Source organism: Rhodococcus sp. NPDC059234 (assembly GCF_042754225.1).
Classification (GTDB): Bacteria; Actinomycetota; Actinomycetes; order Mycobacteriales; family Mycobacteriaceae; genus Rhodococcus_G.
The window spans coordinates 21,225-41,286 of sequence record NZ_JBHZAH010000037.1; the positions used below are offsets into that span (position 1 = coordinate 21,225).

Here is a 20,062-nt window from a genome sequence, read left to right on the forward strand (position 1 = left end):
CGGACGACGGCTACGCGACGCCCGGCGTCCCGGTGCCGAGCTCGGACGTCTCCTGCTCCTGCGGACGCATCGCGGCCACCCAGCCGGTGATCTGACGCGCCAGATCCTGTGCCGTGAGGCCGATCTCGGCGAGGATCTCACCGCGGGAGGCGTGGTCGAGGAACTTCTGCGGCACACCCACGTCCCGCGCCGGGGTGTCCACCCCGGCCGCGCGCAGGGCAGCGGACACGCTGGACCCGATGCCGCCGTGCACGCCGCTGTCCTCGAGGGTCACGACCATCCGGAAGTCGGCGCCGAGGTCGACCACCGACTGCGGCACCGGCAGCACCCAGCGCGGGTCCACGACCGCCGCCGTGATGCCCTGCTGTCCCAGCCGCTCGGCGGTCTCGAGCGCCACCGCCGCGAACGGGCCGACCGCGACGATCAGTACGTCGCCGCGCCGTCCGTCGGGCATGGCGAGGACGTCGAGTACGCCGTCGATCCGCTCCAGCGCCGGGATGTCGTCGCCGACGGATCCCTTCGGGAAGCGCAGGGCGGTCGGTCCGTCGGCGACCGCGAGGGCCTCGTCCAGCTCCTCGCGCAGGGTCGCCGCGTCACGCGGGGCGGCGACCCGCATGCCGGGCACGATGCCGAGCAGCGAGAAGTCCCACATGCCGTTGTGGCTGGCGCCGTCCGAGCCGGTCACGCCCGCCCGGTCGAGAACCAGCGTCACCGGTTGACCGAGCAGCGCGACGTCCATCAGCAACTGGTCGAACGCGCGGTTGAGGAACGTCGAGTAGACCGCGACCACCGGGTGCAGGCCGCCGAGTGCGAGGCCCGCGGCCGAGGTCACCGCGTGCTGCTCCGCGATCCCGACGTCGAACATCCGGTCCGGGAACCGGTCGCCGAAGGCCGCCAGGCCGGTCGGGCCGGGCATCGCCGCGGTGATCGCGACGACGTCCTGACGCTGCTCGGCCTGCGCGATCAGTTCCTCGGAGAACACCGAGGTCCACGCCGGCGCCGGCGCGGCGGTCGCGGCGCCCGCCTTCGGGTTGATCGCGTGCATCTGGTCGGCCTCGTGGTTCTCGGCAGGCGCGTACCCCATGCCCTTGCGGGTGACGGCATGCACGATGACCGGTCCACCGAAGTCCTTCGCCCGGCGCAGCGCCGACTCGAGCGCGGCCTGGTCGTGCCCGTCGACCGGACCCAGGTACTTGATGCCCAGATCGGTGAACATCACCTGCGGGCTGACCATGTCCTTGATGCCGGCCTTCATACCGTGCAGCAGTTGGTAGGCGGCGCGGCCGACCCACGGCATCTTCTTGACCAGCCGGCGGCTGTTGTCGAGGACCTTCTCGTAGCCCGGCTGCAGCCGCAGCGCCGCCAGGTGGTCGGCGAGGCCGCCGATGGTCGGGGCGTAGGAGCGGCCGTTGTCGTTGACGACGATGACCACCGACCGGTCGCTGCCCGCGGCGATGTTGTTGAGCGCCTCCCAGCACATGCCGCCGGTCAGGGCACCGTCACCGACCACCGCGACCACGTGCCGGTCCTGACCGGTCAGCTCGAACGCCTTCGCCAGCCCGTCCGCGTACGAGAGCGCCGCGGAGGCGTGCGAGGACTCGACCCAGTCGTGTTCGCTCTCCGCGCGGCACGGGTAGCCGGACAGGCCGCCCTTCGTGCGCAGCGTGTCGAACTGGTCCTTGCGGCCGGTGACGATCTTGTGCACGTAGGCCTGATGGCCGGTGTCGAAGATGATCGCGTCGTTGGGCGAGTCGAAGGTTCGGTGCAGGGCGAGCGTGAGCTCGACGACGCCGAGGTTCGGGCCGAGGTGCCCACCCATCGCGGAAACCTTGTGCACGAGGAACTCGCGCACCTCGGCGGCCAGCTCACGCATCTGCGGGATGGTCAGGCCGCGAAGGTCACCGGGCGTCTGGACTCGAGAAAGAACACCCAACGAGATCGCTCCCTCCGAGCAAACACAGCAACCGCCAGCCGGTCGACCGACCCAGTCTACGGAGGCCCTTACCCACCGGGCACCAGGCGTACCCGGACGCGGCGCGCCGCAGTCACGCTGCCAGCCCCATTATGCCGAACGGGGTGAGTTGATTCACAGCTCGCGGGCCGCCGCGAACGGTGCGAGTCTTGTCGCCATGCGCAACGTGGTGGACGCGATCATCGGTCAAGTGTTCGCGCTGTGCCGGGACAACCGGGCGGGCGCACTCGCCGACTACATTCCCGAACTGGCCGCGGTCCCCGCCGACGAGTTCTCCCTGTGCCTGGCCACCAGCGACGGGTTCGTCTACGAAGCCGGCGGGTCGGGCACGGAGTTCACCATCCAGTCGATCTCCAAACCCCTCACCTACGGCCTCGCCCTCGCCGATCGCGGGCTCGCCGCCGTCGCGGAGAAGATCGACGTCGAACCCTCGGGCGAGCCGTTCAACGAGATCAGCCTCGACCCGCTGACCGAGCGGCCGCGGAACCCCATGATCAACGCGGGCGCGATCACCTCGGCGTCACTGATCGCGGGTGCGGACCCCGCGGAGCGCTTCGAGCGCCTGCGACGCTGCTACTCGACGTACGCCGGACGCGAGCTGACCATGAACGCCGACGTGTACGCCTCCGAGGCCCGCACCGGGCACCGGAACCGGGCCATCGGGCACATGCTGCGTTCGTTCGACATCATCACCGGCGATCCCGACGAGGCCGTCGACCTGTACTTCCGGCAGTGCTCGATCAACGTGACGTCCCGGGACCTCGCGGTGATGGCCGCGACGCTGGCCAACAACGGGACCAACCCGATCACCGGCGAACAGGCCCTGGCCCCGACCCTGGTCGAACGCGTCCTGAGCGTGATGACCTCGTGCGGCATGTACGACGCGGCGGGCGACTGGATCGCGCGGGTCGGTCTGCCCGCCAAGAGCGGGGTCGGCGGCGGCGTCCTCGCCGTCCTGCCTGGGCAGATCGGCATCGCCGTGCACTCGCCGCGACTCGACGCGCACGGAAACAGCGTGCGCGGGGTGCAGGCCTGCCAGGAACTCTCCCGTCAGCTGGAGCTGCACTTCCTGCACGTCACCCGCGCGGCGCGCTCGGCGATCCGGTCCAGCTACACGGTCGGCGAGGCCCCCTCGCGGCAGCGACGGAGCGGTCCGGAACTGGACACGCTCGAGCGGCTCGGCGACCGCGCCCGCATCTACGAACTGCACGGCGACCTGCTGTTCGCCGGCGCCGAGACCGCGGTCCGGGAGATCGGCGACCGCGGCGACGACCTGGAGGCGCTGGTGGTGGACATTCGGCGGGTCGACGAGGTGAGCGAGGTGGCCGGCCGCATGCTCGCCGACCTGCACGACGCGCTCGACGCACAGGGCTGCCGGGCCGCCTTCGTCGACCCCGAGGGACTGCTCGGCTACACCAGCTCGACCATCGCGCCGACCGGCGCCGGCGGTCGGGTGTTCGTCGACCTGGACAGCGCGCTCGAGTGGTGCGAGGAGGTGATCCTGGACCGGCACTGCGGTGCCGACCGGACCCCGGCGGAGATCCCGCTCGCCGAGCACCCCTTGCTCGCCGAGCTGACCGGGCCGCAGCGCGAGCGCTTCGCGAAGGACCTCGAGATCCGCGAGATCGCGGGCGGCAGGACGGTGGTGCGACGCGGCGACGACGCGGCCGGCATCTTCCTGATCCTGTCCGGCCGCGTCAGCACGGTGGTCACGGGCGCCGACGGGACACCGCACCGGATCACCACGCTGGGTGCCGGCATGTCGTTCGGGGAGATGCCGACGCTCATCGGCGGCACGTTCCTCAACGACGTACACACCGACAGCCCGGTGCGGCTCGCGGTGCTGCCACCGGAGCGGTTCGCGGCCCTGACCGCGGAGGCGCCCGAACTCAAGCTGGCCCTCCTGGACCGGCTGGCCAAGGGCGCATACGCACAGCTCGACACGGCGATCCGCACGATGACCACGACCGCGGGCCCGCTGATCCGCGCCCGGTGACACCGGATCCGATCGGGTAAATCCGTTGCCCGATCCACCGAAATCGGACAGGGTGGACCCCATGCGCGTCGACACAGATCTCGCGATCGAAACCCATGGCCTCGTCAAACGATTCGGATCCAACGTCGCGGTGGACGGCGTGGACCTCTCCGTCCCCACTGGCGGCGTGTACGGCGTCCTCGGCCCCAACGGAGCGGGCAAGACAACCACGATCAGGATGCTCGCCACCCTGCTCGAGATCGACGACGGCAGCGCCCGCGTGCTCGGGCACGACGTCCGGCGCGATGCGGACACGGTGCGCGGAAAGGTCTCGCTGACCGGCCAGTTCGCCTCCCTCGACGAGGACCTGACCGGCACCGAGAACCTGCTCCTGCTGGCGCGGCTGTACGGCTTCTCCCGCGCCGCGGCCCGCGACCGTGCCGCTCAGCTCCTGGCCGCGTTCGACCTCAGCGAGGCCGGATCGCGACAGGTGAAGAACTTCTCCGGGGGCATGCGGCGGCGCCTCGACATCGCGGCGAGCATCATCGTCACCCCCGAGCTGATCTTCCTCGACGAGCCGACCACCGGCCTCGACCCCCGCAGCCGCAACCAGGTCTGGGAGATCGTCCGCGCGCTCGTGAACGGCGGCACCACCGTGCTGCTGACCACCCAGTACCTCGACGAGGCCGACCAGCTCGCGGACCGGGTCGCGGTCATCGACCACGGCCGGGTGATCGCCGAGGGCACCACCGGCGAACTGAAGGCCTCCGTCGGGTCGGGTGCCCTGCACGTGCGGGTCGCCGATCCGTCGCGGCGCAGCGCCGCCGCCGTGCTGCTCACCGACATCCTCGGGGTCGAGGTCGCCGAGGAGTCCGATCCCGCGGCACTGACCGCCCGCACCGACGATCCCCGGCGGGTGGCCCGCGCGCTGCCGGCCCTGCACGACGCGGGGATCGAGGTCACCACCTTCGCGCTCGGCCAGCCCAGCCTCGACGAGGTGTTCCTGGCCCTGACCGGCCACCCCGCCGAATCCGACGCACCGCAGACCACGAGGGAGACCGCGTCATGACCTCCACCGCCGAACGTTCCGACCCCACCGCCACCGCTGTCGGCGAGGCCCTCGCGCTCGACGGCCCCCGACCCGCCCGGCCCAGCGGCCTGACCGCGGCGTTGTCCTTCGGCTGGCGCGCGCTGCTGAAGATCAAACACGTCCCCGAGCAGCTCTTCGACGTGACCATGTTCCCGATCATGTTCACGCTGATGTTCACCTACCTGTTCGGCGGCGCATTGGCCGGTTCCACCGAGGCCTACGTCCAGTTCCTGATTCCCGGGATCCTGGTGCAGACGGTCGTGATGATCACGATGTACACCGGGCTCACGCTGAACAAGGACATCGAGAAGGGCGTCTTCGACCGGTTCCGGTCGCTGCCGATCTGGCGGCCCGCTCCCCTGGTCGGCGCGCTGTTGGGCGACGTCGTCCGCTACACCATCGCGTCGGTGATCGTGATGATTCTCGGCCTGATCCTGGGCTTCCGGCCGCAGGGCGGAGTGATCGGGGTGGTCGCCTCCATTGCACTGCTGCTGCTGTTCTCGTTCAGCATGTCGTGGATCTGGACGATGTTCGCGATGCTGATGCGCACCGAGCAGGCGGTGATGGGCGTGTCGATGTTCATCCTGTTCCCGCTCACCTTCGCGAGCAACATCTTCGTGGACCCGTCCACCATGCCGGGCTGGCTCCGGTCGTTCGTCGACGTCAACCCGATCAGCAAGCTGGTGACCGCGATCCGCGGCCTGATGGCCGGCAGCCTCGAGTTCGCCCAGTTGGGCATCGTGCTCGCCTGGTGCGCCGGATTCGTCCTGGTCTTCGGCCCGATCACCATGCGCCTGTACAACCGGAAGTCGTGAGGAGCGAGATGAAGTCGTCCGTCACCGTCACCGGCAACGGGGTGGCCGCCGCCGTGCCCGACGTCATGCGGGTCACGGTGTCGGTGGAGGTCCGGCGTCCCGACGTGGCCGGCGCGTTCGAGCGGGCGGCCGAAGCGGCGCGGGCCGTGTCCGCCGCCCTGCACACGGCGGGGGTAGCGCCGGCCGACATCGCGACCACCGGGCTGTCGGTGCACGCGGACACCGTGTGGCAGGAGGGCGCGGGCCAGCAGGTCGTCGGCTACGTCGCGAGCACCTCACTGTCGGTGACCCTGCGCGAGCTGTCCGAGCCCGGTCGGGTGATCGGCGAGTGCGTCGCCGCGGGCGGCGACGACGTCCGGCTCGGCGGCCTGGAACTCGCGGTCGCCGAGCAGGCGGCGCTGCTGAGCGCGGCACGCGACGCCGCGTTCGCCGACGCCCTCACCAAGGCGACGCAGTTCGCTCGCCTCTCCGACCGCGAACTGGGCAAGGTGCTCGAGGTGTGCGAGGGCGCCGAGCCGCCGGCGACCCCGCGGCCGATGCTGCGTGCCGCGAGCGCCTCGCACGACGCGATGCCGATCGAGCGCGGCGAGACCGAACTGTCCGCGTCGGTGCGGGTGCGTTGGCGTCTGGTCTGACGCCCGAGACAGAGACGGCCCGGCCCCTCGTGGGGGTCGGGCCGTCTCTCCCTCCGCGGTGGCTCAGACCTTCGCGTACTCCTCGTCGGCAACGGAGGGCTTCAGGTCGATCGTGGTGCGCAGCGGCTTGTTGGGCAGGAAGCTCACCGCGATCAGCGTGACCACCGCGACCCCGGCCGCGATCAGGAAGATCCGGCCGGTCGCGTCGCCGTAGGACGCCCGGATCACGTCCTGCACGGGCGCCGGGAGCGCCTTGAGGTTCAGGTTGCCGCCGCCGCCCGGGGTGTGGCTGTCGATGCCGAGCTTCGCGAATCCCTGCGCGGTGAGATCGGTGACGCGGGTGGCGAGCACCGAGCCGAGGACCGAGACGCCGATCGCGCCGCCGAACGTGCGGAAGAAGGCGACCACGCTGCTGGACGCGCCGATGTTGTGCACGCTGACCGTGTTCTGCACCGCGAGCACGACGTTCTGCATCAGCATGCCGGTGCCCAGACCCAGCACCGCGATCATCAGCCCGATCAACCACGTCTTGGTCTCGTGGTCGATGGTGCTCAGCATGAGGAACCCGACCATCTGCAGGACCGCGCCGACGACGACGAAGCCCTTCCACTTGCCGAACCGGGTGATCAGCTGACCCGAGCCGACGGTGCCGACGAGCATGCCGAAGACCATCGGGATGGTGAGCAGTCCGGCCTCGGTCGGGGTGTGCCCGCGCGCGGTCTGGAAGTACTGACCCAGGAACGTGGTGGCACCGAACAGTCCGACGCCCACCGCGACCGAGGCGGTGATGGCGAGCGCGGTGGTCCGCTCACGCACGATCGGCAGCGGAATGATCGGCGACTTCGCCTTGCTCTCGACGAAGACGGTGGCGATCAGCAGCACCAGGCCCAGGGCGACGAGCCCGAAGGACTCGGCGGAGAACCAGTCGTAGTAGGTCGGCTTGCCCGCGAACGAGACCCACACCAGCAGCACGGAGACGCCCGCGGTGAGGAGGGTGGCGCCGAGCCAGTCGATGGACACGCCGTCCTTGCGTTCGGTCTCGATGTGCAGCGTCTTCTGCAGCAGGAACAGCGCGATCACGGCGAGGGGGACGCAGACGAAGAAGCACCAGCGCCAGCCGAGCCCGTCCGCGATGACGCCGCCGAGGACCGGACCGCCGGCCATCGCGACGGCCATGACCGCACCGGTGTAGCCCGAGTACCGGCCGCGATCACGCGGCGGGATGATGGTGCCGATGATCGCCACGACGAGGGCGGTCAGGCCGCCCATACCGACGCCCTGGACGACGCGGGCGCCGAGCAGGATCGGCACGTTCTGTGCGAGGCCTGCGATCACCGAGCCGACCACGAAGATCACGATCGCGCTCTGGACCAGGGTCTTCTTGTTGTACAGGTCGGAGAGCTTGCCCCAGATCGGGGTGGACGCCGCGGTCGCCAGCAGCGAGGTGGTGATGACCCAGGCGTACTGGGTCTGGCTGCCGTCGAGGTCGCCGATGATGGTGGGCAGCGCGGTCGAGACGATGGTCGAGCTGATCAGCGCGGTGAACAGCGCCGCCAGCAGTCCGGCGAGCACCTCGAGGATCTCGCGGTGCGTCATGAGCTGCTCGGCGCCGGGCGGGGCGGCGTGCCGCCCTGTCGGTTGGGTGGTGGTCATGGGCGGTGTCCCCCCGGAAGATGAGAATTGGTTCCGGCCACGGGTTTCCGCGCCGGCGGGGTCGAGAAGGTGTTCTTGAGGTGGCGAAGCGAGGCGAGAGCGGCGTCGGCCTCGTCCTGACTCCATCCCGCGAGCAGGTCGTGGAGACGATCGGCTCGGTCTTCTTTGTTCTTGTTCAGTAGTTCTGCACCCGACTCGGAGAGCTGCACCAGCGATGCCCGCCCGTCCACCGGGTCGGGACGTCGTTCGACGAAGCCCGCGTCGACGAGGTCGGCGATCTGCCGGCTCAGCGACGACTGGCTGACACAGAGGTGGTTCGCCAGTTCGTTCTGCCGGCACGGCCCCACGGTGACGAGCACGTGCAGGACGCCGAGCAGCGCGGGCGGCAGGCCGTCGTCGCTGCCCGCGACGAGGACGTTGCGCAGAACCCGGCCGAAGAGGAAGACCTCTTCCACGAGATCCTCCGCGGTCGCGGTACGGACGGTCATGACTGCATCCCTCGAGTAAAGAGACATTAATGATGCTTGCAGTAAGCAACTATATATTGCTTGTATTGCCCAAGCAACTTGTTGTGACGCAGCAGACTCCCGACCTCGTGGTGCAGGCGACCGAGCTGGTCGTCGGGCGGGGCGGACGAGCGCCGTCTAGCTCGAAGCCCGCACCAACAGCGCCAAACACTCCATGTGATGGGTGAGCGGGAAGGCGTCGAACGCGCGCAGCCGCTCGAGGCGGTAGCCCTGGCCCAGGTACAGCCCGACATCCCGACCGAACGCGGCCGGATCGCAGCCGATATGGATCACCGTCGCCGGATTCGCCGCCGCGACGGCCTCGACCACCGCACGACCCGCGCCGGACCGCGGCGGGTCCAGGACCACCGCGTCCACCGGCACCGGCAGCTCCCCCAGTGCCGACTCGACCCGTTCGGCCAGTAGTCGCACCTGCCCGAGGTCGCCGAGCGCGGCACGGCCGTCGACAACCGCGCCGCGTGAGGACTCCACCGACACGACCGTGCCGCGGTCGCCGACCTGCCGGCCCAGTTCCGCCGCGAACACGCCGACACCGCCGTACAGGTCCCAGGCCGCCCGGCCGGGGGTCAGACCCGACCACTCCCCGACCACCGCCGAGTAGGCGCCGGCGGCGCCGCGATGCGCCTGCCAGAAGCCGGTTGCCGACAGTTCCCACTCCCGGCCGCCCACCCGCTCGACGGCCCGACCGCTCCCGATGACCACGTGTTCGCGCCGCGGTCCCGCGGACGCGGCCCGCCGGGCGGTGGCACCCCGTCGGCCCGGACTGCGACGTCCGGTGCGCGAGACCCGCGCCGGTTCGATCTCGACCACGTGCCGGGACCCGTCCGCGTCGACGGTGACCTGGATCTCGCCGCCCGGCCGCCAGTCCCGCTCGTCCAGCGACTGGTACATCCCCAGAACCGGCTGCGGGCAGAGCAGTTCGGTCACCACCCGGCTGCTGCGGTACCCGTGGAAGCCGGCCCTGCCGTCCGCGTCGACGGCGAGCCTCAGCCGGGTCCGCCAGCCGGTGCCGTTGCCCGTCCCGGGCAGGTCCTCGACCTCGACCTCGCGCTCCACCCCGGCGAGGCGACGCAACTGCTCGGCGACCACCGACGCCTTCATCGCACGCTGCGCGGGCAGGCTCGCGTGGGAGAAGTCGCAGCACCCGGCGCCGCCCGGGCCGGAGATCGGGCACAGCGCCGGAACTCGGTCGGCCGAGGCCTCGACGATCTCCACCGCGTCGGCCCGGCAGAACGAGCCGCCACGGTCCTCGGTGACGCGGGCCCGCACCAGCTCGCCGGGCAGCCCGTGCCGGACGAACACGACGCGGCCGTCGTGGCGGGCGACGCAGAACCCGCCGTGACCCGGATTGCCCAGCCGCAGTTCGAGTTCCCGTCCGAACCAGCTTTCGCTCACTGCTTTCCCTCGGGCGCGTCGAACCCGCGGCGGGTCGCGCCGGGCGCGGCCGACGGCTCGACCCGCCGCGCACGATCGCGGGCCTTCTCGGAGGAGGTCAGCTGCCAGGGCACGCTGGTGACCATCACGCCGGGCTGGAACAGCAGCCGGCTCTTGAGCCGGAGCGCGCTCTGGTTGTGCAGGATCTGCTCCCACCAGTGACCGACCACGTACTCGGGGATGAACACGGTCACCACGTCCCGCGGCGAGTCACGCCGCACCCGCTTGACGTAGTCGAGGACCGGCTTGGTGATCTCGCGGTACGGCGACTCGACCACCTTGAGCGGCACCGTGATGTCGCTGCGCTCCCACTCGCGCACCAGCGCGCGGGTGTCCGGCTCGTCGACGTTGACCGTGACCGCCTCCAGCGTGTCCGGCCGGGTCGCCCTCGCGTAGTTGATCGCCCGCAGCGTGGGCATGTGCAGCTTGGACACGAGCACGATCGAGTGCGTGCGACTCGGCAGCACGCCGTCCCACTCGACCTCCTCGAGCTCGGCGGCGACGCTGTCGTAGTGCCTGCGGATCATCTTCATCACCGCGAAGATCGCGACCATCGCGACGATCGCGATCCACGCGCCCGCCGCGAACTTGGTGAGCAGGACGATCACCAGCACGGCGCCGGTCATCGCGAGTCCGATGGAGTTGATCACCCGCGAGCGCTTCATCCTCCTGCGCTGGGCGGGATCCGACTCGGACTTCAGGTGCCGGGTCCAGTGCCGGATCATGCCGGTCTGGCTGAGCACGAACGAGACGAACACACCGACGATGTAGAGCTGGATCAGCTTGGTGACCTCGGCGCCGAACAGCACCACGAAGGCGATCGCCGCGCCGGACAGGAACAGGATGCCGTTGCTGAAGGCGAGCCGGTCGCCGCGGGTGTGCAGCTGGCGAGGCAGGTAGCGGTCCTGCGCGAGAATCGAACCGAGCACCGGGAACCCGTTGAACGCGGTGTTCGCGGCGAGCACCAGGATCAGCGCGGTGACGGTGGCGATGAAGTAGAAGCCGACCGGGAACCCGTTGAAGACGGCCTCGGCCAGCTGCGCGATCAGGGTCTTCTGCTGGTAGCCCGCGGGCGCACCGGACAACTGGGTGGCCGGGTCGTGGGCGTACACGATGCCGATCTTCTGGGCGAGGATGATGATGCCCATCAACAGCACGATGGCGATGGTGCCGAGCAGGAGCAGGGTGGTCGCGGCGTTGCGCGACTTCGGCTTGCGGAATGCGGGCACGCCGTTGCTGATCGCCTCGACACCGGTGAGCGCCGCACAGCCGGACGAGAACGCGCGGGCGATCAGGAAGGCGAACGCGATGCCGAACATGTGCTGGTCCTCGGCGTGGAGTTCGAATCCGGCGGACTCGGCCTGGACGTTGTCGCCGAGCACGTAGATGCGGAACAGGCCCCACACCAGCATCAGGAACATGCCGACGATGAACGCGTAGGTCGGGATGGCGAACGCCGTGCCCGATTCCCGGATGCCGCGCAGGTTCATCGCGGTGAGCAGCGCGATGGCCGCCACCGCGAACAACACCTTGTGGGTGGCCACGAACGGCACCGCCGAGCCGATGTTCGAGGCCGCCGACGAGATCGAGACCGCAACGGTCAGCACGTAGTCGACCATCAGCGCGCTGCCGACGGTCAGACCGGCGGTCGGCCCGAGGTTGGTCGTCGCGACCTCGTAGTCGCCGCCGCCCGACGGATACGCGTGCACGTTCTGCCGGTAGCTCGCGACGACCACCGCCATCACGACACAGACGGCGAGGCCGATCCACGGCGTGTACGCGTACGCGGAGATACCGGCGACCGACAGCACGAGGAAGATCTCCTCGGGTGCGTACGCCACGGAGGACATCGCGTCGGAAGCGAAGACCGGCAGGGCGATCCGCTTGGGCAACAGCGTGTGCCCCAACTTGTCGCTTCGGAACGGTCTACCCACCAACAGCCGCTTGGTCGCGGTCGACAGCTTTGACACCGGGAAAGCGTAAGCCGTCGGAACCGATCCAGTGCCATCGCGGGCCGTTCACCGGAACTGTGGCGCCGCGCCGGGCCCGGAATGCCGAGGTGCGCGGGCAGCGGCGAACTTGGGGCGGTACCGTTCGGGTTCATTCAACTTCGCCGCGCCGCGGCGAGCTCGAGACAGCGTCGGGGAACCGATGAGCGGAGGCCAGCGGTGTACGTAGTCGTGATGGGGTGCGGCCGGGTCGGATCGGCCCTCGCGGCCGGACTGGCCCGGATCGGTCACGAGGTCGCGATCATCGATCGGGACCCGGAGGCGTTCCGGCGTCTCGACCCCGAGTTCACCGGGCGGCGGGTGGTCGGGATGGGATTCGACCGCGACGTGCTGCTCAAGGCGGGCATCGAGCGGGCGGAGGCGTTCGCGGCGGTGTCCTCCGGCGACAACTCGAACATCATCTCCGCCCGGGTGGCGCGCGAGACCTTCGGCGTCGGCCGGGTCGTCGCCCGCATCTACGACGCCAAGCGCGCGGCCGTGTACGAACGGCTCGGCATCCCGACCGTCGCGACGGTCCCGTGGACCACGGACCGCTTCCTGCACCACCTCACCCGCGAATCGCACACCACCAAGTGGCGCGACCCGTCGGGCACCGTGGCGGTCGCCGAACTGGACCTGCACGAGGACTGGGTCGGCCACCTGGTGACCGAGCTCGAGGAGTTCACCACGTCCCGGGTCGCCTTCCTGATCAGGTTCGGCACCGGGCTGCTGCCCGACCGCAAGACCGTGATCCAGGCCGACGACCAGGTGTACATCGCCGCGGTGTCCGGGACGGTCGCCGAGGCCGTGGCGCTGGCCGCCACCCCGCCGCCGAGCGACTCGTGATCGCCCACCTTCCCGCCCACCTCCCCAACCCGATCGGACGGCACCGATGAGAGTCGCAATCGCCGGAGCAGGCGCCGTAGGCCGCTCCATTGCCCGCGAACTGGTCCGCGGCGAGCACTACGTGACGCTGCTCGAGCGCAAACTCGAACACGTCGACCCCGAGGCGATCCCGGAGGCGCACTGGGTGCACGCCGACGCCTGCGAGCTGGCACTGCTCGAGTCCGCGAAACTCGAGTCCTACGACGTGGTCATCGCCGCGACCGGCGACGACAAGGTCAACATCGTGGTCAGCCTGCTCGCCAAGACCGAGTTCGGCGTCCGCCGAGTCGTTGCCCGGGTCAACGATCCGCGCAACGAGTGGCTCTTCGACGAGTCCTGGGGCGTGGACGTGGCGGTCTCGACGCCACGGATGCTCGCCTCACTCGTCGAGGAGGCCGTCTCGGTCGGAGACCTGGTCCGGCTCATGACGTTTCGTCAGGGACAGGCCAACCTGGTCGAGATCACCCTGCCGGCGGACACCGAGCTCGCCGGCAAGCCGGTGCGCAAGATCCAGCTGCCGCGCGATGCCGCGCTGGTCACGATCATCCGCGGCGGTCGGGTGATCGTGCCGCAGCAGGACGACCCGATCGAGGGCGGCGACGAACTGCTGTTCGTGGCGTCGGTCGAGGTTGAGGACGAACTGCGCGCGGCGGTCGGCGTCAAGCGCTGACCGCGTCGAGGTGACCTCGGCACTCACCCCGCGTTCGGTTCACACGCCGTCGAGGTGAGGAACTCCCCCGGAGGGCGGTGGCGGCACCGCCCGGCCGGTTGATTCCCCATGCCCCTTGTCCCGGGAAATTATGAGAGCTACATTCAGTTTACAGCTTCATTCACATTGGAGTCTCTCTCATGACACCAGCCGCCGCCTCCACGACCACCACCAATCGCTGGTGGGCACTCGCCGCCCTCGCGGTGGCCATGCTCACCATCGGCCTCGACACCACAGTCCTCGTCGTCGCGCTGCCCACCCTCGCGGTGGACCTGCACGCCACCACGTCGCAACTGCAGTGGTTCAGCACGGCCTACACCCTGGTGCTGGCGGGGGCGCTGCTGCCGGCCGGCGGCGTCGGCGACCGCGTCGGCCGCAAGCGCATGCTCGTCGCGGCGACGGCACTGTTCGGTGTCGCGTCGGTGGCGTGCGCCTACTCCCGCACGGCCGGCGAACTGATCGGCGCGCGAGCGGTTCTCGGCCTGGCCGCCGCCGTCATGATGCCGATGTCGATGGCGGTGCTGCCGGTCATGTTCCCCGACAGGCGCGAGCAGGCCCGCGCGCTGGCCGTCTGGGTCACCGCGACGGCGGTCGGACTGCCCCTCGGCCCGATCGTGGGCGGCTGGCTGTTGCAGCACTACTGGTGGGGCTCGGTGTTCCTGATCAACGTGCCACTCGTCTGCGTCGGCCTGCTCGCGATCGTGACACTGGTGCCGGAGTCGCGCGCCGCCCAGCGGTTGCCCTTCGACCTGCCCGGGGCGGTGCTGTCGGCACTGGGACTGCTCGCGCTGACGTACGGCTTCATCCGGGCCGGCGAGGACGGCTGGGGCGATCCGGTCACCCTGGCGAGCCTCGCGACCGGCGTCGTCGTCCTGGCCGCGTTCGTCGTCCGCCAGCGCCACGCTCGCTACCCCCTGATCGACCTGACCCTGCTGCGAAGCCGCGAGTTCACCTGGGGTGCAGCACTTTCCACCGCGGTGACCTTCGTCATGTTCGGCCTGTTCTTCTCGCTTCCGCAGCTCTTCCAGTCCGTGCGGGGCAGCGACGCCTTTCACACCGGCCTCGAACTGCTGCCGCTGATCGGCGGCCTGGTGATCGGCACACGCCTCGGCGCCGCGCTCGGGCTCCGCCTGGGACCCGGTGCCGTGATCGGACTGGGATTCGCGGTCCTCGCCGGCTCGGCCCTGTTCGCCACCTTCACCTCGACCGGCACGCCGTACCCGCTCGTGGCCTGCTGGCTGACCCTCGCCGGAACCGGGCTGGGGCTGGTGATGCCGGTGGCGATGGCCGCCGCCGTCGGCACCCTGTCTGCAGAGCGGTCGGGATCGGGATCCGCGCTGATCCAGGCGCTGCGACAGGCGGGCGGCACGATCGGCGTCGCCGTCCTCGGCACGGTGCTGGCCTCGACCTACCGCGCACACCTCGACACCGGCGCGCTCCCACCCGCGGCGGCCGAACGCGCCCGCGACGGCGTCGCGTCCGCCATGGCGATCGCGCAGCAGTCGGGCATGCCGGCGTTGGCCCGCACTGCCGGGGAGTCGTTCGTCGCGGGCATGTCCGCGGTGCTGTGGGTGACCGTGGCGGTCTCGGTGGGGTGCGCCGTCGCGGCCGCGATCGCGCTCCCGCTGCGCCCGGCGCCCGAGGAGGACGCCGCCGACGGCGCGCCCGAACCCCCGCCGCGCACCGGTACGGAAAGCTTGAGCCATGGCACCACGATCTGACCGACCCGGATTGCGCGAGCGCAAGAAGCTCAAGACCAGGGCCACCATCCGCGCAGAAGCCATGCGGCTGTTCGAGTCCCAGGGCTACGAGGCGACCACCGTCGAGCAGATCGCCGAGGCCGCCGAGGTGTCCCCCAGCACGTTCTTCCGTTACTTCCCGACCAAGGAGCGGGTCGTCATGGCGGACGACCTGGACGACCCGACCCTCGCCGCTCTCGAACAGATCCCGCTCGACGTGCCGCCGCTGACCGCGCTGCGCCAGGCCTACGAGGCGACCCTGGCCGCTATGTCCGAGGAGCAGATCGCGCTCGAACTGGCCCGCACGCGGCTGATGTTCGCGGTGCCGGCGCTGCGGGCCGCCTTCACCGACGAGCTCTACCGGAGCATCGACTACGGCGTCGAACTCCTGGCCACACGATTGGGCCGTAGCCGGGACGACACCCGGCTGCGGGTCCTGGTCGGCGCGATGACCGGAGCGGTACTGGCGATGGCGGGCACGGCCCCGCAGGACCTTCGGTACCCGATCCGGGCGCTCGAACTGCTCGAGGCCGGACTACCGGTCGAATGAACCACCCGTATTCGCTCGCGAATTCCGAATGCCCCGAGCCGAGCTGTTTGCCGAAACGAGTCGAAATAGTGGGTCAGATCACAATTTGCTCGCATTTCGATAACAGTTGGCTCTGCGCAATTAATCCGAACGACCGACATTCATTCGGCCGACATCACGGCCTGTTCAGGTCGGGACCGGACTCGCCGCGGTCCTCGGTCCCGGGCACGGGCCGTCCGGCCTCGACGTCCGGAGCCGCGTCGGTGTCGAGGACGGGCTCGTCGACACCCGACTCGTCCACGATCCGGTCCGCACGCCGCACCGCCCACACGGTGACCAACAGCACCAGTGCCGTCAGCGGCCACCCCATCCCGACTCGCGAGACCGCGAGCCAACCGGTGTGGTCGGTGTCGTAGAGCTGCGACTGCACCAGGTACCGCGCAGCGAACACCAGCGCCCAGGCGACGGTCGCGATGTCGTAGGCCCGCAGCGCCGGCCGGGACTTGCGCCAGCTGTTGCCGTGGCCGTTCAGGAAACCCCACAGCACGCCGACCAGCGGCCAGCGCACCAGGATCGAGACGACGAACACGGCGGCGTACAGCAGCGAGGTGTAGATGCCGAACAGGAAGTAGCCCTTGGCGTCGCCGGTCCGGTGCGCGATGAACGCGCAGATGCCAACGCCGATGAAACCGGAGATCGCAGGCTGGATGGTGCCGCGGACCACCAGTCGCCAGACCAGCACGACCGCGGCGACCCCGAGCGCGGCCCAGATCGCGGCGGTGAGCCCGAACACGCTGTTGACCGGCACGAAGAGCAGGATCGGCAGCGTCGAGTACACCAGCCCGCTGATGCCACCGAGCTGTTCGAGAATGGACTGCTGCTGCGTGTCGCTCACTCCACGAGCCTGCCACACCTGTCGGGCGGCCCCGTCGAGGCGGCGTCGATCAGGCGTCGCCGCGGAGCTCGTAGTACGGGTTGAAGATGACCTTCTGACCGTTGCGGTCGCCGAGACGCCCGCGCACCATCAGCTTCTTGCCCGGATCGATACCCGCGATCCGGCGCCTGCCGATCCACACCAGGGTGACCGCGTCCGTGCCGTCGAAGAACTCGGCCTCGACGCTCGCGTTGGCGGACTTCGGACAGGCCTCGACGCTGCGCAGCCGACCGAGCATCGTGACCTCCTCCCCGCGGGAGCAGTCGCAAGCGCGCTGCGCCCCCGAGGCCTCCGACAAGCTGGCCATCTCCTCGGCGTCGAGCTGATCGACGTCCTCGGTCAGTCGACGGGTGAGTCGACGAAAGTAACCGTTGGCCGCGAGTGCCATTGCGCGCTCCTGGAGCATGTGCGGTGCGAGCCTCGCCCCGCGTGGTAGGTCTTCCTGTGATCGCCACTGTAACCCCAACCCATACCGCTAACCACACCGTCTGCGAGCACCGTCACACCCACCGGGCAGTATCGACGTATGCCAGAACTGACCCTGCCGCGGGTAGCGGTGGTCCTGCCCGGAACCGGATCCGACGCACATTTCGCCGCGCGCGCGTTCACGGACGCGTTGTCGCAGGTCGGAGTGGATGTCGTCGCGGTGGACCCGGATCCGCGCCGCGTCGTCGGCAGCTACCTCGACGCGCTCACCGCGGCCGCCGATCGGCACGGACCGATCCTCGCGGGCGGCATCTCCATCGGCGCCGCGGTCGCCCTGCAGTGGGCCGCCCGCCACGGTTCGCTGGCGGCCGGCGTGCTGGCCGCGCTGCCCGCCTGGACCGGCGATCCCATCGACGCCCCGGCGGCGCTGAGCGCGACGCTCACCGCGAGCCGGTTGCGTGCCGACGGACTCGAGGCCGTCACCGGCGCGATGATCGAGTCCTCGCCGGCCTGGCTCGGCGGCGAACTGGAACGGTCGTGGCGGTCGCAGTGGCCGCACCTTCCCCTGGCTCTCGACGAGGCTGCCGGGTACCGGGGGCTCGACGAGGACGAGATGGCCAGCACGGTCACGCCGGTGGGCATCTGCTCGGCCACCGACGATCCGGTACATCCCCTGGCCGTGGGCGAGCAGTGGGCGGCCCTGCTCCCGCACTCGGCCATCGAGACCGTCACCCTCGACCAGGTGGGTGCCGATCCCGGAGCGCTCGGGCGCGGTTGCCTGGCCGCCCTCTCGCGGGCGGCGCGCTAGCGGCCGAGCTGCTGCATCGCCGAGCCGGATCCGCCCGGACGCTCCTCCGGCGGTTCCGGCTGGGCCTGCTGCTCGAGCACGGCCTCGGCGACCGCGGCCTGCTGCTCCGCGAGAGCCTGCTGCTGCAGCTGCTGTTGCTGCGCCTCCAGCTGCTGCTGCTGGGCCTCCATCTGCTGCTGCTGGGCCGCGACCAGCTGCTCGGCCAGCGCCTGCGGCAGCACCACCGGCAGGGGGGTGCGGACCGGGTTCGGCTCGTCGCCGCGCTTGACGATGGTCTCGCGCAGCACCTCCCGCGCGGTCTCGGCGAGGGCCGAGTCGACGCCCGCGGTTCCGGTCGGGCCGGCGGCGACGCACCGAATCATCCAGCGGTAGCCGTCGATACCGATGAAGCGCAGGTCCGCGTTCGGGGTGACCGCGTGCAGCTCACGGCCCCACGGGCCGCCCTCGACGCTGACCGCGGCGTTGTCCGCGCGCAGCGACTCGGCGAGGTCACCCGCGACCTCACGCCACTGGCCCGGGGACTTCGGCGCCGCGTACGCGGCCACGGTGATCCGGCCGTGCTGGGTGACCAGATGAATCGCCTGCGGGCTGCCGTCCGGGGCCATCTCGACCTGGATCTGCCCGCCCTCGGGCATCGGCACCAGCACGGACCCGAGGTCGAGTCGGCTGGCGGCCTCCTCCTCGAGGTCCGCGGCGTCGAACTCGGTCGCGTCGTACGGACCGCGCTCCTCCGTGACCTCGAACTCGTCGTCGCGTTCGTCGGCGACGGCGGGCTCGGGCGCGTCGCCGCGCAGGTCCTCGAACCGGTCCGGCTGCTCGTCGGCCGCCGCTGATGTCTTGTTCTTGCGTCCGAAAATCATTGCGCCTCTTCCTCGGGCAGTGCCGACACAGCGTGCAGGATCGCATGTCCACCACTGGAGCCGTGGCCTCCGGTGCCCCTGCTGGTGTCGTCGAGCGAGTCGACCTCGACGAACGAGACCAGCTCGACGCGCTGCACCAGCAGCTGCGCGATGCGGTCTCCCCGCCGGATGTCGATCGGGGTACGTGGGTCGTGATTGATCAGGCAGACCTTGATCTCGCCGCGATAGCCGGCATCGATCGTGCCGGGCGTGTTGACCACCGACAGTCCGGACTTGGCCGCGAGGCCTGAACGCGGATGGATCAGGCCGACCGTGCCGACCGGGAGGGCGATGGCGATCCCCGTCCCGACGAGCACCCGCTCGCCCGGTTCGATCGTGACGTCCATGGTGGAACACAGGTCGACTCCCGCGTCCGACTCGTGCGCACGTTGCGGGACCGGTATCTCGGGATCGAGGCGCAGCAGCTCGATGGCAGGAAGATCGTTCACGTGCACCGAGACTACTCTGGATGCGTGTCCGAGAACCCCCAACCTGCATCCCCGCTCACCGACCGCGTCGCCGCAGCTCCGCGCTACTCCGAGCGGCTGTGGGTGCCGCTGTGGTGGTGGATCGCCGGCCTCGTCGTCGTGGTCTTGCTCGCCGTCGAGGTCAACATGGGGGTGCGCAGTCTGGTCAAGTGGGTGCCGTTCGTTCTGTTGACGCCGCTGGCCGCGTGGGCACTGGTGTGGCTCAGCCGGGTACGGGTGGAGGTCTTCGACGGCATCGGCGGCGCACCCGGCGAGTTGCGTGCGGGCCGCGCCCACCTGCCACTGGACGCGATCGCCCGGGTCGCCGTCGTCCCGGGTACGGCGAAGTCGGCTGCCCTCGGTCGCCAGCTAGACCCCGCCGCGTACGTCGAGCACCGCACCTGGGTCAAGCCGATGGTGCTGATCGTGCTCGACGATCCGGATGACCCGACGCCGTACTGGCTGGTCAGCACCCGCCGGCCGGCCGACCTCGCCGCCGCGCTGACCCGGACGTAGCCGGGGGCTCGAGCCGGCCTCGAGGCAGTACAGACAACGATGCCCGGCCTGCATGCAGGCC

The 20,062-nt window shown here is 70.3% G+C and carries 19 protein-coding genes; 10 read left to right on the plus strand and 9 right to left on the minus strand.

Annotated elements, in window-relative coordinates; translation table 11 throughout:
* Positions 1 to 10: 10 nt before the first annotated feature.
* Positions 11 to 1,933, minus strand: coding sequence for a 1-deoxy-D-xylulose-5-phosphate synthase (gene dxs / locus ACFXGJ_RS10775; protein ID WP_378618794.1), 1,923 nt, complete (start codon positions 1,931 to 1,933; stop codon positions 11 to 13).
* 196 nt (positions 1,934 to 2,129) lie between these two features.
* Here dxs and glsA point away from each other — a divergent pair, with 196 nt between their 5' ends.
* From glsA to ACFXGJ_RS10795, 4 genes are all read left to right on the plus strand, one after another.
* Positions 2,130 to 3,968, plus strand: a complete 1,839-nt coding sequence (glsA, locus tag ACFXGJ_RS10780) for a glutaminase A (protein WP_378618797.1) — start codon at positions 2,130 to 2,132, stop codon at positions 3,966 to 3,968.
* A 61-nt stretch (positions 3,969 to 4,029) separates the two neighbouring features.
* Positions 4,030 to 5,016, plus strand: coding sequence for an ATP-binding cassette domain-containing protein (locus ACFXGJ_RS10785; RefSeq protein WP_378618800.1), 987 nt, complete (start codon positions 4,030 to 4,032; stop codon positions 5,014 to 5,016).
* Positions 5,013 to 5,852 carry an ABC transporter permease gene (locus tag ACFXGJ_RS10790; protein WP_378618802.1) on the plus strand — a complete coding sequence of 280 codons (840 nt, stop codon included), beginning with the start codon at positions 5,013 to 5,015 and terminating at the stop codon, positions 5,850 to 5,852. The genes ACFXGJ_RS10785 and ACFXGJ_RS10790 overlap by 4 nt, the downstream gene beginning before the upstream one ends.
* A gap of 8 nt (positions 5,853 to 5,860) precedes the next feature.
* On the plus strand, positions 5,861 to 6,487 hold the full coding sequence (locus ACFXGJ_RS10795; protein ID WP_378618805.1) for an SIMPL domain-containing protein: 627 nt from the start codon (positions 5,861 to 5,863) through the stop codon (positions 6,485 to 6,487).
* Positions 6,488 to 6,550: 63 nt separating this feature from the next.
* Here ACFXGJ_RS10795 and ACFXGJ_RS10800 read toward each other — a convergent pair whose 3' ends face one another.
* The 4 genes from ACFXGJ_RS10800 to ACFXGJ_RS10815 all read right to left on the minus strand — a co-directional run bounded on the left by ACFXGJ_RS10800 (position 6,551) and on the right by ACFXGJ_RS10815 (position 12,071).
* Positions 6,551 to 8,140 (minus strand): MDR family MFS transporter, encoded by a 1,590-nt coding sequence (locus ACFXGJ_RS10800; RefSeq protein ID WP_378618807.1) that lies wholly within the window; start codon positions 8,138 to 8,140, stop codon positions 6,551 to 6,553.
* Positions 8,137 to 8,628: a MarR family winged helix-turn-helix transcriptional regulator gene (locus tag ACFXGJ_RS10805; protein WP_378618810.1), complete on the minus strand. Its 492-nt coding sequence runs from the start codon at positions 8,626 to 8,628 to the stop codon at positions 8,137 to 8,139. The genes ACFXGJ_RS10800 and ACFXGJ_RS10805 overlap by 4 nt, the downstream gene beginning before the upstream one ends.
* A 156-nt stretch (positions 8,629 to 8,784) precedes the next feature.
* The gene (locus ACFXGJ_RS10810) at positions 8,785 to 10,062 is read right to left on the minus strand and encodes a class I SAM-dependent RNA methyltransferase (RefSeq protein WP_378618813.1); all 1,278 of its coding nucleotides are present in this window, start codon (positions 10,060 to 10,062) and stop codon (positions 8,785 to 8,787) included.
* Complete coding sequence (locus tag ACFXGJ_RS10815; protein WP_378618816.1) at positions 10,059 to 12,071, minus strand: APC family permease; 2,013 nt, start codon at positions 12,069 to 12,071, stop codon at positions 10,059 to 10,061. The genes ACFXGJ_RS10810 and ACFXGJ_RS10815 overlap by 4 nt, the downstream gene beginning before the upstream one ends.
* Positions 12,072 to 12,269: 198 nt before the next feature.
* On the opposite strand from ACFXGJ_RS10815, the gene ACFXGJ_RS10820 reads away from it, so the two are divergent.
* The 4 genes from ACFXGJ_RS10820 (at position 12,270) to ACFXGJ_RS10835 (ending at position 15,972) form a co-directional block, all read left to right on the plus strand.
* Positions 12,270 to 12,935: a potassium channel family protein gene (locus ACFXGJ_RS10820; protein ID WP_378618818.1), complete on the plus strand. Its 666-nt coding sequence runs from the start codon at positions 12,270 to 12,272 to the stop codon at positions 12,933 to 12,935.
* Positions 12,936 to 12,981: 46 nt separating this feature from the next.
* Positions 12,982 to 13,644: a potassium channel family protein gene (locus tag ACFXGJ_RS10825; RefSeq protein WP_378618821.1), complete on the plus strand. Its 663-nt coding sequence runs from the start codon at positions 12,982 to 12,984 to the stop codon at positions 13,642 to 13,644.
* A 179-nt stretch (positions 13,645 to 13,823) separates the two neighbouring features.
* Positions 13,824 to 15,404, plus strand: a complete 1,581-nt coding sequence (locus ACFXGJ_RS10830; protein WP_378618823.1) for a DHA2 family efflux MFS transporter permease subunit — start codon at positions 13,824 to 13,826, stop codon at positions 15,402 to 15,404.
* Complete coding sequence (locus ACFXGJ_RS10835; RefSeq protein ID WP_378618826.1) at positions 15,388 to 15,972, plus strand: TetR family transcriptional regulator; 585 nt, start codon at positions 15,388 to 15,390, stop codon at positions 15,970 to 15,972. Before ACFXGJ_RS10830 ends, ACFXGJ_RS10835 begins: the two co-directional genes overlap by 17 nt.
* Before the next feature lie 154 nt (positions 15,973 to 16,126).
* Here ACFXGJ_RS10835 and ACFXGJ_RS10840 read toward each other — a convergent pair whose 3' ends face one another.
* Complete coding sequence (locus ACFXGJ_RS10840; RefSeq protein WP_378618828.1) at positions 16,127 to 16,846, minus strand: DUF3159 domain-containing protein; 720 nt, start codon at positions 16,844 to 16,846, stop codon at positions 16,127 to 16,129.
* A gap of 49 nt (positions 16,847 to 16,895) precedes the next feature.
* Positions 16,896 to 17,273: an OB-fold nucleic acid binding domain-containing protein gene (locus ACFXGJ_RS10845; protein WP_378618831.1), complete on the minus strand. Its 378-nt coding sequence runs from the start codon at positions 17,271 to 17,273 to the stop codon at positions 16,896 to 16,898.
* A 138-nt stretch (positions 17,274 to 17,411) separates the two neighbouring features.
* Between ACFXGJ_RS10845 and ACFXGJ_RS10850 the strand changes: the two genes are divergently transcribed.
* Positions 17,412 to 18,119, plus strand: a complete 708-nt coding sequence (locus tag ACFXGJ_RS10850) for an alpha/beta hydrolase (RefSeq protein WP_378618834.1) — start codon at positions 17,412 to 17,414, stop codon at positions 18,117 to 18,119.
* Here the strand turns inward: ACFXGJ_RS10850 and ACFXGJ_RS10855 are convergent.
* Positions 18,116 to 18,976 (minus strand): DUF3710 domain-containing protein, encoded by an 861-nt coding sequence (locus ACFXGJ_RS10855; protein WP_378618842.1) that lies wholly within the window; start codon positions 18,974 to 18,976, stop codon positions 18,116 to 18,118. The genes ACFXGJ_RS10850 and ACFXGJ_RS10855 overlap by 4 nt on opposite strands.
* The gene (dut, locus tag ACFXGJ_RS10860) at positions 18,976 to 19,473 is read right to left on the minus strand and encodes a dUTP diphosphatase (protein WP_378618836.1); all 498 of its coding nucleotides are present in this window, start codon (positions 19,471 to 19,473) and stop codon (positions 18,976 to 18,978) included. Before dut ends, ACFXGJ_RS10855 begins: the two co-directional genes overlap by 1 nt.
* A gap of 18 nt (positions 19,474 to 19,491) precedes the next feature.
* Here dut and ACFXGJ_RS10865 point away from each other — a divergent pair, with 18 nt between their 5' ends.
* Positions 19,492 to 20,001 carry a DUF3093 domain-containing protein gene (locus ACFXGJ_RS10865; RefSeq protein ID WP_378618839.1) on the plus strand — a complete coding sequence of 170 codons (510 nt, stop codon included), beginning with the start codon at positions 19,492 to 19,494 and terminating at the stop codon, positions 19,999 to 20,001.
* Positions 20,002 to 20,062 lie beyond the last annotated feature (61 nt).